This window comes from Bacillus sp. FSL P4-0248 (assembly GCF_038593305.1).
Classification (GTDB): domain Bacteria; phylum Bacillota; class Bacilli; order Bacillales; family Bacillaceae; genus Bacillus; species Bacillus safensis.
Genome location: NZ_CP151983.1, coordinates 47,046 through 62,775, shown reverse-complemented (window position 1 = coordinate 62,775; position 15,730 = coordinate 47,046). Strand labels below are relative to the sequence as shown.

Genomic DNA, 15,730 nt, shown 5'->3' with positions numbered 1-15,730 from the left:
TAAAACAGAAAAACGCTTTGGTCTAATATCTACACCAAAGCTTTTTTATTGAATAAAAGTATGATACTGATGGTAATCAGGATTTCTTTCAAGCGCCTCTTGGCAATCCTCACAAATGGTTTGTACATGTAAATCACCATTTTCCCTATAAGAAATCATATCGTTTCTTTCCTCATTTGTTAAGTGATGAAATCCAAGCGCTTCACTTTGGACAGCAGATTCATCTAGACTGCCAACCTTTACACCACAGTGGCGGCAGTAATAATGCAAAGCCATACGTGATCCTCCCATGCTGAGATTTTATGATCAGTATGTGCTTCGCTTATCATTCTTATACCTTCTTGTTAAAATCATTCATCACTTCTAAAAATGGCTTTTTTAAAGCCGCTTCACAAGCCTCGACAGACGATTGAATGGCTGATGCGATGTCAGGCTGTTCCTCTTCTGAGAAACGTCCTAGTACGTAATCAACGACCTTCATGCCGTTTTGAGGACGTCCAATGCCGATACGGAGTCGGTCAAATTCAGGTGAACCTAAATGCTGAATTAGTGATTTGATTCCATTATGCCCGCCTGCACTTCCTTTTGTACGTAAGCGAATCCGGCCAGTTGGCAAATCAAGATCATCATAGATCACTTTCAAATGTTCAAGGGGAATATCGTAATAGTCCATCAGCGGACGCACACATTCTCCTGATAAGTTCATATATGTAAGCGGCTTTACAAGTAGAACCTTTTGCCCCGAAACAAACCCAGTTCCAAATTGTCCATGGAATTTTGATTGATTTAAAGGAATGTCCCATTTTTTTGATAATTCATCTATTGTCATAAACCCGACATTATGTCTTGTTTTTTCATATTCTTTTCCTGGATTGCCTAATCCAACGAATGCAATCATGAAACCAATAACCTCCTTTGTCACACAGCACACGCCTAAAAAATGAGCCAATCAGATTGCCTCATGTAAAAACGTATGAATTCTTTTCATTCTAGCACAAAAGACGCAACCGCGGGAGGGTTACGTCTCTAAATGACCAGTTATTCTCCATCGTCATCCTTTTCTTTAATGGCCTCAGGCTCTTGCGGCTCTTCTTCGCTATCTGGCTCAGGAACCTCTGATTGCTGAGGCGGCAGAATGGAGGCAACGACTTCTTCTGGATCGTTATTGATTTGATAAGATGACTGAACAGGCAGATCAGCAACTGTTAAGACATCATTGACTTCTAAGTTTGTAATATCAGCTTCAATATTCTGCGGAATATCTTTTGGTTTCGCTGTAACAGATAGTTCAAATAGTGGCTGCTGAAGCACACCGCCATCTTTTACCCCTTTAGACTCGCCAATCAGCTGTATTGGTACATCTGCCTCAATTTCACGCTGTAAGTCAACGACTTGGAAATCAGCATGAACAAGTTCGTTTTTCAGCGGATCTGTTTGTAATTCTGTCACCATCACAGATTTCGTTTCACCACCCACGTCTAAGGTGATGATTGTATTCTTCCCTTCATCACGTAAGGTTTTTAATAAATCGATGCTGTCTAATGAAACAGCCAGATTGTCTGTATTTTTTCCGTATATGACACCAGGAACGTGTCCTGAATGACGGATTTTTTGCAGTGTGGAACGTTTGAAATCAGTTCTTTTATTTGCTTTTAAAGTTGCCATATTCAGCACCATCCTATTTCTTTTTTGTCACTACTCTCATAATTACCCATAACCGAATCATTTTAAACCTATTTGCCGTGAATGATGATAGCAAAAAGACCCCAAGCTTGATGCCTAGGGCCTTTTTTAATCAGAAAATTAGCTAAAAAGGTAGCTCACAGATTCTTCTTCATGTACACGGATGATGGCTTCTGCAAGCAAAGGCCCAACTGAAAGCGGAATGAATTTTCCAGCTTTCTTGTCATCAGTTAATTGAATACTGTTTGTCACAACTAATTCTTTAATTTTAGAGTTTGTGATGCGTTCTACTGCTGGTCCAGACAAGACTGGGTGCGTACAGCAAGCATATACTTCAGCTGCTCCATTTTCGACTAGCGCATTTGCAGCAAGTGTAATAGTACCAGCTGTATCAATGATATCATCGATTAGAATGGCCGTTTTGCCTTCAATGTTACCAATAATGTTCATGACTTCAGCAACGTTTGGCTTTGGACGGCGTTTGTCGATAATTGCGATTGGCGCTTTCAGGCGGTCTGCCATTTTACGCGCACGTGTCACACCACCGTGGTCAGGAGACACAACAACGATATCATTCAAGTTCTTCTGTTCGAAATAGTTTGTTAAGATTGGCACAGCCATTAAGTTATCGATTGGAATATCGAAGAAACCTTGGATTTGCGGCGCATGAAGATCAAGCGCAATCACACGTGTAGCACCTGCTGTTTCAAGCAAGTTTGCAAAAAGCTTCGCAGTGATTGGCTCACGAGGTTTTGCTTTACGATCTTGACGTGCATATCCGTAATAAGGGATCACAATATTGACAGTTTTCGCAGAAGCGCGTTTTAGCGCATCCACCATAATGAGCAGTTCCATAATATGCTCATTGACTGGCGCACTTGTTGATTGAATAACATAACAATCACAGCCGCGGATACTTTCTTCAATATTGATTTGGACTTCACCGTCACTAAAGCGTTTAACAGAGCTCTTTCCTACATCAACTCCGATACGATCGGCAATTTCTTTGGCAAGTTCAGGGTTTGAATTCAAAGAGAATATCTTTAAATTCGCATCAGCATAACGATTAGACATGGTAAACCTCCGGGTATTTGGATTATTTTTTATGAATATTTTTCACATAATCTTCTTTATTGACTTGTCTTGCTCTAGCAATAGACAATGCATCCTGCGGTACATCTTCTGTAACCGTTGAACCGGCTGCAACATATGCCCCTTTTCCGACAGTGACTGGTGCAACGAGATTTGAATTACAGCCAATAAATGCGCCGTCTTCAATCTTCGTTAAGAATTTGTTTTTCCCATCATAGTTGACTGTAATGGAACCACAGCCAAGATTTACATCAGTTCCGACCTCTGCGTCTCCAATGTAGCTTAGATGAGATGCTTTGCTGCGGTCTCCAAAAACTGTTTTCTTGATTTCGACAAAATTTCCGATTTTTACTTCATCGCCAATTTTCGACAATGGGCGAATATGAGCAAACGGTCCAATTGTCACATCAACTCCAACCTCACTATCGCAGACGACAGATTGCTTAATAACTGTTCGATCTCCGATGATGCTGTCAACAATTTCAGTGTTTGGCCCAATAGTGGCGTCTGCACCGATTTTTACATTCCCTTTGATGACCGTCCCAGGATAAATAACTGTATCTTCACCGATGACAGCATCTGGCGAAATATACGTGTTCTCAGGATCAATCAAGGTCACACCATTCTTCATATGCTGATGATTAATACGTCGCTTCATGAATTGCTCTGCTTGTGATAGAGCGATACGGTCATTAACTCCAAGTGTTTCTTCAAAATGCGGTGTTTGATAAGCTGCAACTGTTTGCCCTTCATTTTTTAGAATTTCAATAACGTCTGGCAAGTAGTATTCACCCTGTGCATTTTCATTAGACACTTGCTCAATCACACGGAAGAGATCTTCATTTGAAAAGCAATAAGTCCCTGTATTAATTTCATTCACTTGACGCTCTGCATCGTTCGCATCTTTATGCTCCACAATTTTCACGACAGCACCTGTTTCGTCACGAATAATACGGCCATAGCCTGTTGGATCATCCGCATGGGCTGTTAAAATAGTGACTTTCGCTTGATGTTTTTGATGCTCGCTTAACATGGCTTCCATTGTTTCCGCTGTCAATAATGGCGTATCACCACAAATGACAATGGTTGTTCCCTTTTCCTGCGCGAGGAACGACTTTGCTTGTTTAACGGCATGGGCTGTTCCCAGCTGTTCTTCTTGAAGTGCATACTCACTTCTGTCTCCAAGCTGCTCTTTCACGTCCTCTGCACCATGACCGACAATCGTCACTAGCTTGGCTAAAGAAAGCTTTAACGCTTCATCTGCCACATGCTCGACCATTGGCTTTCCGCAAACTGGATGAAGTACTTTATATAGCTTTGACTTCATTCTCGTTCCTTTTCCCGCTGCTAAAATCACTGCGAACCGCTTATCCATTGATTGGCCTCCAATATCCCTATTATCCATAGAAAAATATATCCTAAATAAAGACTGATTTCAAGGATACATAAGGAAGTACAATAATTTTCTAACAGATGAAAGACTTAAGAAACAAGAGAAAGAACGCAAAAAAGACAGCATTTAAAAGAAAACATTCATTTTCTCTTAAAGCTGTCTTTTTAGGTTCACGTATGATTAAGAAGCTCCAGCTTCTTCATATTCAATTGTTTCTTCCTCTTCGCCTAAGCGATGATATTCATTTAATACAGCATCTTGGATTTTACCCCGAGTGCTTGAATTAATTGGATGTGCAATGTCGCGAAACTCTCCATCGGGCGTGCGTTTGCTAGGCATTGCAACAAACAACCCATTATTTCCATCAATCACACGAATATCATGAACAACAAATTCGTGGTCCAGCGTGATGGATGCAATCGCCCTCATGCGACCATCGGTATTCACGCGGCGTAATCTTACGTCAGTAACTTCCACAGTAGTTCACCACCTTTTCCCAATATAAAAGCATTACTTAGGTATTCAACGATCGTGGTGATTCTCCTGCTCTTTTTTTAAACTTTTTTGAAATATCGGGATATTTATACATTATTTGTCATATTCGTGACGACGCTTACATTCTCAGCATAAAAAAAGACATCATGATGATGTCTTTCCCTGCATATGATGAAACCAAACGGCTTTCATTGAGAGTGCCTGTTTATTTCACTAATGCAACTACTTCTATTTCTACAAGCGCATCCTTTGGAAGTCTTGCCACTTCCACACATGAACGAGCTGGCTTATGTGTATGGAAATACTCACCGTACACTTCATTCACTTCAGCGAATTGTTCCATATCCTTGATGAAAACAGTTGCTTTCACGACTGTTTCAAAGGAAGCACCTGCTGCTTCAAGTACAGCCTCAAGATTACGGAATACTTGATGTGTTTGTTCTTTAATATCTCCATTGACAAAATCTCCAGCTGGGGTTAATGGAATTTGCCCTGAGCTGTAAAACATGTTATTGACAATAATTCCTTGAGAGTAAGGTCCAATGGCTGCTGGTGCATGTTTGGTTTGAACAACTTTTGTCATATCAATCTCTCCCATTCAAATACATGTTTAATCAAAGCTTACGCTTTCGGATGAAAAAACTCGTGGAAATTGCCTTCATTGATCTCAATGATTTTTTGCTTCATATCAATGGTTGAAAGCTTTAACAATGAGACATATTCATCGACAAGACGTTCATCTACGCCTTCATCTTCTAAAAGAACACCGATCCCTGCAACATTTGCATTAAATTCCTCAAGCAAATTCATCATGCCGTTAATGGTTCCGCCCGCTTTCATAAAGTCATCAATGATCAGCACATTGGAGCCTTTATCTAAGCTGCGCTTTGCAAGGGACATGGTTTGAATTCGGTTAGACGAACCTGACGCATAATTAATACTGACTGTTGATCCTTCGGTTACCTTATTATCTTTTCTAACGATCACAACAGGCACATTTAAATAACCCGCAACAGAATAGGCAATTGGAATACCCTTTGTCGCAACGGTCATGACGACATCAATCGCACGGTCCGCAAAGATGGTCGCAAACAGCTTACCGATTTTCGCAAGAATCGATGGATTACCTAAAACATCGGTTAAATATAAATAACCGCCAGGAAGTACACGTTCAGGAGTTGATAATGCCTCTCCGATATCGTTTACTACGTCATCTGCTTCTTTTAGGTGAATTTTAGGAATATATTTCACTCCGCCAGCAGCGCCAGGTACAGTAAGCAATGTGCCTATTCCCTGCTGTTCGAAGGTCTGTTTGATAATCGTTAAGTCTTCACTAATGGAGGACTTTGCAGATTGATAACGTTCTGCAAAAAAAGTTAAAGGTACTAGTACGTGCGGGTGGGCTAACAAATAATTTGTTAAGTCCACCAATCTGCCGCTTCGACGAAACTTCATGAACTTACCCCCAGAACCCGAATAATTTATGAATAATATAACTTAATATACGGATTTAATCAAGGGCATTTTGTTCGCCGATCATGCGGACAGCGTATACTTGATCACAAAATCCTCTCAGTCCGTTATATATTCTTTGTACCTTCGATTCATATTGAATCAAGCCAAATACAGTTGGGCCGCTTCCACTCATTAATACAGCATCAGCACCGAAACGCTTCATCTGTCTTTTGATCATATCTACTTCCGGATACATCTTTAATGTCACAGACTCCAGAACGTTACCGAGTGAGCCGCACATCTCTTTATAATCTTTCGCTTCAATGGCTTCAATCATACGCTGTACATTTGGGTGTTCTACTTTGCTTGCGTCATATTGTCTATAAACTTCAGCTGTAGATACCCCAATCACCGGCTTCGCTAAAATCACCCAGCAATGCGGCGGTGTCGCGATATGCTTCAGTTTTTCTCCACGTCCTGTCGCTAGTGCTGTGCCTCCGTGTACACAAAAAGACACATCTGAGCCGATCTCCGCTCCAAGCTCAGCTAGTTCATCTAACGTGAGATTCAACTTCCACAAACGGTTTAAACCGCGAAGCGCTGCTGCAGCATCACTGCTGCCTCCAGCTAAACCTGCTGCAACAGGTATTGTTTTTGTGATGACAATCGATACTCCTTTTTGAATACCGAACCTTGTTTTGAGTAATTTAGCCGCCTGATAAGCCAAGTTACGCTGATCATCTGGCACAAATCGATTATGAGATGATACACGGATTTCGTCTTTGTCCAGCTCCGTCAGCTCAAGTCGATCTGCAAGGTCTATTGTTGTCATCACCATCTCTACTTCGTGATATCCATCCGGTCTTTTTCCATGAACATCAAGTGAGAGATTAATTTTTGCCGGTGCTTTTTCTAAAATACGCAAACATTTCACCTACTTCTCCATCTAAACATAAGTATCAATATTGTATCACATTTGATGGATCTGATGAATATTGGCTTTTACGCCCAGCACACTGACTTTTTCAGCAAAAAAAGCCAGAGACACCTGAGGTATCCCTGACCATTTTTCTATCGTTGATTCTCATCCTGAGCCATGTGCTGCTGAGCTAATTCGATGGCACGTTTGACCATATTACCTGCGTCACGCGCACGAATTTCTCCCCAGCCTCCATTTTTGACGGTATCATAAAATCCAAGATCCTTCGCCAGCTCGTATTTGAACTCATCTGACATAATGCCTCGGCGTCTACCCAAACGAAACAGCCCCTTTAGTCGAGAATTCGAATCAGTGCCACTGCTTTTGTGGCTTTCTTATTTTGTATCGAATCCTTTCTTTTACCCCTTTCAAAAAATGGACAGACTCCCATTCAGAAAAAAAGGCAAAACAAAAAGCAGTAAACAAGAAGTTCACTGCCCATTAATAGGCGACTGAGCTAGCGGTATCATCGAACGTTAATTCGACCGTCTCAGTCAGTATATCTGCATAACTGTAAGAAACTCTTTCAAACGAATTCTCATCTTGATCTAATTGAATCACAAATACAGAAGGGTACGTTTCAGCTAAAATGCCCGAACGCTCAATTGTTTTACGGCGGCCTCCGTTAGCCTTTAACGTCAAACGTTTACCTAAGTTACCATCAAGCGATCTTTTGATGTCGGACAAAGTCTTCGCCATTGCATCCACCTCACTGAGATAATTATACAACAACGGCCCATTTTTGTCAAATAAAAATTAAATTATATCAACCAACACGAGCCATTGTCAACAAAATAATTTTGACAAACTTCTACCTTTTCTCCTCCCTATTTTTCTCAAATTCCGGTGAATTATGTATCCGTTTGAAATTTCTTTTTACACATAAAAAAAACCAGACTGAAATCAGTCGGGTTATGTCGATTCATGGTCTTTTTTATATGGCATACCTACCCTTAAAACACCCTTCGTCTCGATGCCTCCGAGACCTTTTTCTCTTGTTAATGTATTACGAAGCACATCCCACACATTGATTCGATCTACAAATGGAGTGAAGCTGATCTTCGCAACGATATAGACGGGATCGAGCGCATGGATGTTCACACGTGAAGGTGAGCTTGCAAAATTGGCACCTGCTTGGATCAATGATTCGAAATGAGATTGACAGGCGCCTGCAAAGATCACAAGCTGATCTAAATGAGGAATTTTCTTTCTTGCTTTTTGAACCGTCTCAACGAAATGACGAGAATGGCGATAGGCACCGATATCATTTACGCCGCCCTTTTGCTTGGAATACGCATCATGCCCTGTAATGACCAAAATATCAGGCCGATATTGATCAAGTAACGAATCGATCACGCTTGGCATTTTCTTCTCATGACAATGCACTCCGTACACAGGTACACCAATTCGTTCATATACATCTAAGCATTTCTTTAAGTATGAAGCATCTCCATCTAAATGAAGGACCTTTCCAGGCATGTGAAAATACTGCTCCTGATGCTGATATTGTCCAGAAGTATAATACTCTTGTTTTTCACGCAGCAGCTGATAATCCTGTCTTAGTAAGTCGAGCGATTCGTTAATTTTCCGTTCGTCGTCCTTTTCCCTTGTCAGCTGCTCCTCTTTTTGAATCAAGACGAGATCCGACATCTTAGCATCAGCAATCAGCCTCACTTCATTCCCATGCAATATGGCAGTGGCTTCGTGCTGATCTGTCTCATCAATTCGAATGATTCGAAACATAATATCCATTTGATAGGATGCCCTCGTCACCATATCTCCTATTTGAAATTGCATGCTGTTCACTCCACAATCAGGCTCATATCCTGTTGGTATCGTCTTTCATATATGCTGTTCTTTCTAGCCTATGCCCGAACAGTTGAAGTGGTGAAAAACAAAAGAAAAAAGCCCTTACGATAGGGCTTTTTGTAAAACATTCGACAAACGGGCAAATTCCTCAATGGATAATGATTCTCCGCGTCGCTTTCCATCAATATCTGCTGTTTGAAGTGCTTCTTCGATGATCGCTTTATGTTTTTTTCCATCAGGGAGATTGTTCATCAAATTATTCATCAATGTTTTCCGGCGCTGGCCAAAGCTTGCTCGGATCAATTGAAAGAAAAACGCATCATTTTCTACTGAGACAGCAGGCGTTTCACGAACAGTCAGCTTAATCACAGCCGAATCAACATTGGGCTGAGGAACAAAAACCGTTTTAGGCACAACCATCACCGTTTTTGCTTCCGTATAAAATTGAACTGCGATAGACAGTGAATTATATTCCTTTGATGAAGGGGCAGCTGCCATACGATCTGCTACTTCTTTTTGCAGCATGACCACAATCCCTTTCAATGGAAGGTTTTCTTCAAGCAATTTCATAATAATCGGTGTTGTCACGTAATATGGAAGGTTGGCTACGACCATCACTTCTTTACAGTCAGCAAAATTCTCCTCGATGACCTTTCTCACATCGGCTTTTAATACATCTTGATGAATGATCGTGACATTATCATATGGAGAGAGCGTATCGTTTAAAATAGGCAATAAACGCTGATCGATTTCAAAAGCGGTGACTTTCTTTGCACGTTTAGCGAGCTGCTCTGTCAATGCGCCGATACCAGGCCCAATTTCAATGACGCCGGTCTCATCTGTAACCTCTGCGTGATCAACAATGCGATCTAAAATATTTGTATCAATTAAGAAGTTCTGCCCTAAGCTCTTTTTAAAAGAGAAACCGTACTTCTTCAGTATTTCCTTCGTTCTGACGGGTGTCGCAATATCTTTATTCATCGGCTTCCTCCTGCATGACGGTCTTTAAGGCCGCAATAAAATCATGTTTGGTTATTTGGAACATGTGAAGGCGCTTTTGCAGCTGCTTCGCATTGGTATATCCTATATTTAAAAGCACTCCTAGTCGTTCGCGGCGGCGTTTCGATGCTTCGCCTCCGATAAGGCCTGCGTCAAATAAGTCATCTAAAGTAATGTCACTTTCCGTTACTTCCATTTCTTCATGGACATGGGCAAGACATTCCCGAATACTGTCCAAGGAAGCATGCTCGACACCAATTCCTTTATCCCGCTTCGCCTTCGCAAGATGTTTTGGCAAAAAAGCGTGCTTACAGCCAGGAACTGCCTCTGCGATGGTTTTACGGATCTTCTCACCAGGAAAATCAGGATCTGTTAAAATAATGACCCCTCTCGTCTCCTGAGCAAGACGCACTTGTTGAATGACTGTATCGCCAATGGCAGATCCGTTTGTTTCAATCGTATCTGCATCCACTGCCATCTTCACTCTGGCAGTGTCATCACGACCCTCCACCACAATGATTTCTTTGATTTTCATGTATTCCTCCGCTTGCAAAAACAATCTACATTTTTTGGTTAAAAAAACGAAACCTTTCATGCTGCTTTTGCGTCTAATTAATTAGAAAACAGTGCTTCTATTATAACCAAAAAAACAGAGGGTGCGCAAAGCCCTCTGTTCATATAAATGATTTGATGTGTTTATTTGAGTACTCTAATTTTTACTCGTTTATTTCCCCATTGATAAGCTGCCGACTTACTTGGGACGAACACATCAATTTTATTCCCTTTTATAGCAGATCCAGTGTCTGATGCAACGGCATATCCATAGCCTTCCACATACACTTTTGAGCCCAGCGGAATGACACTCGGATCAACTGCTATAACCTTTGCACCTGGATTTGCTTTTAAATTAAAGCCTGTAGACGTTCTGCCCGTACATCCAGCACAGCTCGCTGTATAGGCTGTTGATGCCACATAAAATTCTTTTCCTGACGATTCATTGCTTCGTGAAACCGCAGGGGACGCTGTAGGTTCCTTTTTGGCCTCTTGTGTACCAATAGCCACTAATCGGTCCTTACTATCTTTTTCGGTCACTTCTTTAATCAATTCTTTAGACACCACTTTGCCGTTTTCTTTCACAATGGCATAGTGCTTCTTCAATTTACCTTCTTCACCTTTTTTAAGTACCTTCTCTTTCCCTTTTTCAAGAGAATGATCCTTTTTATGTTTGGTATCAAAAGCAATTTTCTCTTCCACTACATCGGTGACTTTTTCCACCCGAGTGATCTTTATATCTGCGCTCTTTTTAGAAAGGTTACTATGTAACGCAGGCTTGATCTTATCGTGCTTCTTGAGCTTCAGCTCTTGTTGCTTTAAAAAGTCAGCGACCGTAGTCGAAGTGGTCCACACTTTTTTATCTTTTCCTCCATCATTTAAGCTGACCTGGAAGGCCTGCTGAACCACAAGATTCATATCCTTTGTTAACTTGTCATTCTTTCCTGGAGTTACTTGATCGTGCTTCCCAATATCTATCTTCTCATTCTTCAATAATGCTCCAACCGTCTGATCTGTAGTCCATATCGTTTTCTCTTTCCCATCTAGGGTCAGATGAACCGGTATAGCCGCATCATACACAATGTTCATATTGTCTTGAATCTTTGTATTTAGACTTGGAGAGATATGATCCTCCGCCTTGGTCCTTATGCCAAGGTCTGAAAGCAGCTGAGCTACTGTCTCTTCATGTGTACGAATTGTCTTCTCTTTACCATTGATTGAAATGGTAATAGACTGCTTAGTGAGCTCATGCGCACCGTAAGCCGTTCCAGTTCCAGCTAAAAGCAAGCAAACAACTAGTAATAAAACCTTGCCTTTTCCTAGCTTCACAGAAAACAGATTTTTCATTTTTTGTACGATGAAAAACGCCTCCTTCTCCTCGGAGAGATTATATAGAGTATCTCAAAACCTGTCAACCCTTCCACCCACTGTACAAAAATGCTCGATTGTAAACCTATTATGGGAGATTTATGGAAGGAAGGGAAGAAAGACTTATCGACAACTTATCCTATGAGGAGGCGCAAACGTGTAGAACTTTTTCGTTATGTTTCACAATTGGACAAGCTTAAACAAGGATTGACATCATATACTGTCAGTTTATACGGAAAACTTTTTTTGCATTTTTTGTTGTCAATTCAGCAAGCTCTTCAAAGCTGATTTCTCTCAGCTCCGCAATCTGTTCTGCGATATATTTGACATAACTTGGCTCATTACGTTTCCCTCTAAATGGCACTGGCGTTAAGTATGGGCAGTCTGTTTCAATCAAAAGCTTATCACTTGGTATCTCCTTTACAACTTCCTTTGGCTTTTTGGCATTTTTAAATGTCACGGGTCCACCGAATGAAATATAAAAGTTCATCTCCATACACGCTTTTGCAGTTTCCAGACTGCCAGTAAAGCAGTGCATAATACCTCCAACCTCAGCTGCTCCCTCTTCCTTTAAAATCGTCACGACATCTTCCGTTGCGTCACGATTATGAATAACGATTGGAAGCTTCACTTCCTTCGCAAGAGCAATTTGGCGTCTAAAGACTTCCTTTTGCACATCTTTTGGCGACTTGTCCCAATAGTAATCCAGACCCATTTCTCCAATTGCAACCACTTTTTCGTGTTGAGATAAATCTTTGATCCAAGCCAAATCCTCATCTGTCATATCAATAGCATCGACTGGATGCCAGCCGATAGCTGCATATATGAAATCATACTCTTCAATTAATTCCATCGCTCTCGTAATTGTCGGGCGGTCAAACCCTACCACCACGATTTTCTCAACTTTTTCGCTTTTCGCTCTTTCGATCACCTGCTCTAAGTCTTCATTGTATTGTTCTGCATTTAAGTGGGCATGTGTATCAAATAACATGGTTGATTGCTCCTTTCGACAATTCTCCTAAAAAACAAAAGGTGTTCGACGAAATGTTACACGTGGAACACCTTTGTTAATTTATAAAATTTTTGTTCCATTTGCTAGAGATTGATCTACTTCAAGAACCTGCAATTTCCCGCCAGTTTCTCCAGTTAAAATCATTCCCTGGGAAATTTCCCCTCGGAGTTTAACTGGTGTAAGATTCGCTACGCAAACAAGCTTCTTCCCTACTAATTCCTCTGGTTGATAGTGCTTGGCAATCCCAGAGACTATTTGTCTTTTTTCAAATCCAAAATCAAGCTGAAGCTTTAAGAGACGATCCGCTTTTTTCACTGGGGCTGCTTCCAATACCTGTGCAACTCGAAGATCAACTTTTGAGAAATCATCAAATGCAATTTCTGCTCCCAGCTCAGGTAATTCCGTTTCTTCGATTTCCACTTTTTCTTCTTCTACCTTAGGTGCACTTCCCTGCATTTTTTCTTTAATGTAGGCTACTTCTTCTTCAACCTCTAAACGCGGGAACAAAGGCTCTCCTTTTTGTACCGTCGCTTGTTGAATCGCACCAAATGATAGGATACTATCCCAACTTTTGAGCTTCTCTTCTTCAATCCCAAGCTGGAAGAAGATTTTCTCAGGTGTTTTCGTTAGGAATGGCGTTAAGAGTACTGCAGTGATTCGAAGTGATTCTGCTAAATGATACATAACAGAATGCAGTTCTTTTCGTTTTGTTTCATCCTTTGCCAGCACCCATGGAGCTGTTTGATCAATATATTTATTGGTTCTGCTGATTAATGTCCAAACATTTGAAAGAGCCACAGAGAATTCAAGATTTTCCATCGCTTCTTCATAGGCTTTGACTGTTTGTTCAGCTACTGCTTTCAGCTCCTCATCAAACTCATTAACAGGACCCTTATAGCTGCTTAAAGTGCCGTCAAAATATTTTTGCACCATCGCAACTGTACGATTAAGCAAGTTACCTAAATCATTGGCAAGGTCATAGTTTACACGTTCCACGAATCCTTCTGGTGTAAACACACCATCCGCACCAAATGGTACTTCGCGAAGCAGATAATAACGAAGGGCATCGAGGCCATAGCGATCAATTAATGTGACCGGATCTACCACATTCCCTTTTGATTTAGACATTTTGCCATCTTTCATGAGCAGCCAGCCGTGTGCAAAAATTTGTTTCGGCAGAGGCAGATCTAATGCCATCAGCATAATCGGCCAATAAATCGTATGGAAGCGTACAATTTCTTTTCCTACGAGATGTACGTTGGCAGGCCAATATTTTTTATATTTTTCATCTTGATCTGTTCCATAGCCAATCGCAGTTAAATAGTTGAATAACGCATCAATCCATACATAAATGACGTGTTTTGGATTGTTAGGAACTTTAATTCCCCAATCAAAGGTTGTTCTTGATACTGCTAGATCCTCTAAACCTGGTTTAATGAAGTTATTAATCATTTCATTCTTTCTTGATTCAGGCTGAATAAACGATGGATTTTTTTCGTAATAATCGAGCAAACGGTCCGCATACTTACTCATGCGGAAAAAATATGATTCTTCTTTAATTAATTCAACAGGGTGGCCGCTGTCAGGGCTTTTCCCGCCAATGACTTCCCCTTTCTCATTACGCTCAACATCAACAAGCTGTGTTTCTGTATAGAATGTCTCATCAGGAATACTGTACCATCCCTCATATTGATCTAAATAAATATCTCCTTGATCAAGCAATTTTTGAAAGACTTGCTCAATGATTTTCGTATGTCTTTTTTCCGTTGTACGGATGAAGTCATCATTAGAAATGTCGAGTTTCTTCCATAATGATTGAATGTCTTCAACAACTGGATCTAAATACTCGATCGGTGTGATATTTTGTTCTTCAGCTTTTTGCTGAATTTTTTGTCCGTGCTCATCTGTACCCGTTAAATACATCACATCATAGCCTTGAAGACGTTTATAACGAGCCATAGCATCTCCTGCTACTGTCGTATAAGCATGTCCAATATGTAATTTTCCGCTCGGATAGTAAATAGGTGTTGTCAGATAAAACGTTTTTTTCTTTTCTGGCATGTCGGAACCTCCTGCGTGTGTGTAAATGTAAAAAACTCCCGCCCAATGGACGAGAGCGGTTATCATCATTACATGAAAATGTGTCAGATCAATTCATTCAATTTTGCACTTGTGCTTTCTCTATGATACCATCTTAGCCTTTAAGATCAAGCATATATACATAGAACAAGATGAAATGATCGAAAAAGATGAGTTTTTCGAAAAAAACGACAAACCCGTCGACATTTTGTCGAATATTGTCGTATGAAATCTATTTCCAGATTTACAATTGGCTAAATTAGGGCAAAAGTCTTGTTAATCTGATCTCGTCATTTCTTATATTTTCATAGAAAAAGCCTACAAAATCCTTATACACCAGTAGTTTCAAGGTCTTTTGACTTTAAGAGTCATATTTTACAAACAATAGTAAACAAAATGATTGACGATTTATGGAAACCTTGTTATGCTAGGAATGTAAGGAATTTGTCGAATAATGACGAAGATAATATTATATTAAGAATAAGTTCTTTTTGGGAGGAGAATGAAGATGAAATCTACAGGTATTGTACGTAAAGTTGACGAATTAGGACGCGTGGTGATTCCAATCGAACTTCGCCGTACGTTAGGAATCGCTGAAAAAGACGCTTTGGAAATTTATGTTGATGATGAAAAAATTATCCTAAAAAAATATAAACCAAACATGACTTGCCAAGTAACAGGTGAAGTATCAGACGATAACCTTAAGCTTGCTAATGGTAAATTAGTTCTTAGCCGTGAAGGTGCAGAGCAAATCATTAACGAAATTCAAAACCAACTTCAATCACAAAAATAAGGTTCATATAAAAAAGGTTCT

Annotated in this window: 18 protein-coding genes; 1 reads left to right on the top strand and 17 read right to left on the bottom strand. The window is 40.4% G+C overall.

The features are described 5' to 3' along the window. Nucleotides 1-45: 45 nt before the first annotated feature. From NST65_RS00340 to metG, 17 genes are all read right to left on the bottom strand, one after another. On the bottom strand, nt 46-276 hold the full coding sequence (locus NST65_RS00340) for an anti-sigma-F factor Fin family protein (protein WP_003217967.1): 231 nt from the start codon (nt 274-276) through the stop codon (nt 46-48). A 55-nt stretch (nt 277-331) separates the two neighbouring features. Next, nucleotides 332-898 (bottom strand): aminoacyl-tRNA hydrolase, encoded by a 567-nt coding sequence (gene pth, locus NST65_RS00335; protein ID WP_342489219.1) that lies wholly within the window; start codon nt 896-898, stop codon nt 332-334. 140 nt (nt 899-1,038) lie between these two features. Beyond that, nucleotides 1,039-1,665, bottom strand: a complete 627-nt coding sequence (locus NST65_RS00330; protein ID WP_034284155.1) for a 50S ribosomal protein L25/general stress protein Ctc — start codon at nt 1,663-1,665, stop codon at nt 1,039-1,041. Between the two features lie 138 nt (nt 1,666-1,803). After that, the gene (locus NST65_RS00325) at nt 1,804-2,757 is read right to left on the bottom strand and encodes a ribose-phosphate diphosphokinase (RefSeq protein WP_034284154.1); all 954 of its coding nucleotides are present in this window, start codon (nt 2,755-2,757) and stop codon (nt 1,804-1,806) included. 22 nt (nt 2,758-2,779) lie between these two features. Next, the gene (gene glmU, locus NST65_RS00320; RefSeq protein ID WP_024425640.1) at nt 2,780-4,150 is read right to left on the bottom strand and encodes a bifunctional UDP-N-acetylglucosamine diphosphorylase/glucosamine-1-phosphate N-acetyltransferase GlmU; all 1,371 of its coding nucleotides are present in this window, start codon (nt 4,148-4,150) and stop codon (nt 2,780-2,782) included. A 198-nt stretch (nt 4,151-4,348) separates the two neighbouring features. After that, nucleotides 4,349-4,645 carry a septation regulator SpoVG gene (spoVG, locus tag NST65_RS00315; protein WP_008357439.1) on the bottom strand — a complete coding sequence of 99 codons (297 nt, stop codon included), beginning with the start codon at nt 4,643-4,645 and terminating at the stop codon, nt 4,349-4,351. 223 nt (nt 4,646-4,868) lie between these two features. Then, the gene (gene ridA / locus NST65_RS00310; protein ID WP_024425639.1) at nt 4,869-5,246 is read right to left on the bottom strand and encodes a 2-iminobutanoate/2-iminopropanoate deaminase; all 378 of its coding nucleotides are present in this window, start codon (nt 5,244-5,246) and stop codon (nt 4,869-4,871) included. 38 nt (nt 5,247-5,284) lie between these two features. After that, on the bottom strand, nt 5,285-6,118 hold the full coding sequence (gene purR, locus NST65_RS00305; protein ID WP_024427197.1) for a pur operon repressor: 834 nt from the start codon (nt 6,116-6,118) through the stop codon (nt 5,285-5,287). Between the two features lie 55 nt (nt 6,119-6,173). Then, nucleotides 6,174-7,043 (bottom strand): 4-(cytidine 5'-diphospho)-2-C-methyl-D-erythritol kinase, encoded by an 870-nt coding sequence (gene ispE, locus NST65_RS00300; protein WP_061109541.1) that lies wholly within the window; start codon nt 7,041-7,043, stop codon nt 6,174-6,176. 146 nt (nt 7,044-7,189) lie between these two features. Next, nucleotides 7,190-7,375 carry a small, acid-soluble spore protein, alpha/beta type gene (locus NST65_RS00295; protein ID WP_012008653.1) on the bottom strand — a complete coding sequence of 62 codons (186 nt, stop codon included), beginning with the start codon at nt 7,373-7,375 and terminating at the stop codon, nt 7,190-7,192. Nucleotides 7,376-7,538: 163 nt separating this feature from the next. Continuing rightward, the gene (locus tag NST65_RS00290; protein WP_003217979.1) at nt 7,539-7,796 is read right to left on the bottom strand and encodes a Veg family protein; all 258 of its coding nucleotides are present in this window, start codon (nt 7,794-7,796) and stop codon (nt 7,539-7,541) included. Between the two features lie 213 nt (nt 7,797-8,009). Continuing rightward, nucleotides 8,010-8,894, bottom strand: a complete 885-nt coding sequence (gene yabG / locus NST65_RS00285; protein ID WP_024427198.1) for a sporulation peptidase YabG — start codon at nt 8,892-8,894, stop codon at nt 8,010-8,012. 114 nt (nt 8,895-9,008) lie between these two features. Beyond that, nucleotides 9,009-9,887, bottom strand: a complete 879-nt coding sequence (rsmA, locus tag NST65_RS00280) for a 16S rRNA (adenine(1518)-N(6)/adenine(1519)-N(6))-dimethyltransferase RsmA (RefSeq protein WP_034284149.1) — start codon at nt 9,885-9,887, stop codon at nt 9,009-9,011. After that, nucleotides 9,880-10,440 (bottom strand): ribonuclease M5, encoded by a 561-nt coding sequence (gene rnmV / locus NST65_RS00275; protein WP_024427200.1) that lies wholly within the window; start codon nt 10,438-10,440, stop codon nt 9,880-9,882. Before rnmV ends, rsmA begins: the two co-directional genes overlap by 8 nt. Nucleotides 10,441-10,601: 161 nt before the next feature. Further along, nucleotides 10,602-11,804: a G5 and 3D domain-containing protein gene (locus tag NST65_RS00270; RefSeq protein ID WP_111926611.1), complete on the bottom strand. Its 1,203-nt coding sequence runs from the start codon at nt 11,802-11,804 to the stop codon at nt 10,602-10,604. A gap of 244 nt (nt 11,805-12,048) precedes the next feature. Further along, nucleotides 12,049-12,816, bottom strand: coding sequence for a TatD family hydrolase (locus NST65_RS00265; RefSeq protein ID WP_024425634.1), 768 nt, complete (start codon nt 12,814-12,816; stop codon nt 12,049-12,051). 81 nt (nt 12,817-12,897) lie between these two features. Beyond that, nucleotides 12,898-14,898, bottom strand: coding sequence for a methionine--tRNA ligase (gene metG, locus NST65_RS00260; RefSeq protein WP_048239539.1), 2,001 nt, complete (start codon nt 14,896-14,898; stop codon nt 12,898-12,900). Nucleotides 14,899-15,418: 520 nt separating this feature from the next. On the opposite strand from metG, the gene NST65_RS00255 reads away from it, so the two are divergent. Next, on the top strand, nt 15,419-15,709 hold the full coding sequence (locus tag NST65_RS00255; RefSeq protein ID WP_087975202.1) for an AbrB/MazE/SpoVT family DNA-binding domain-containing protein: 291 nt from the start codon (nt 15,419-15,421) through the stop codon (nt 15,707-15,709). Nucleotides 15,710-15,730 lie beyond the last annotated feature (21 nt).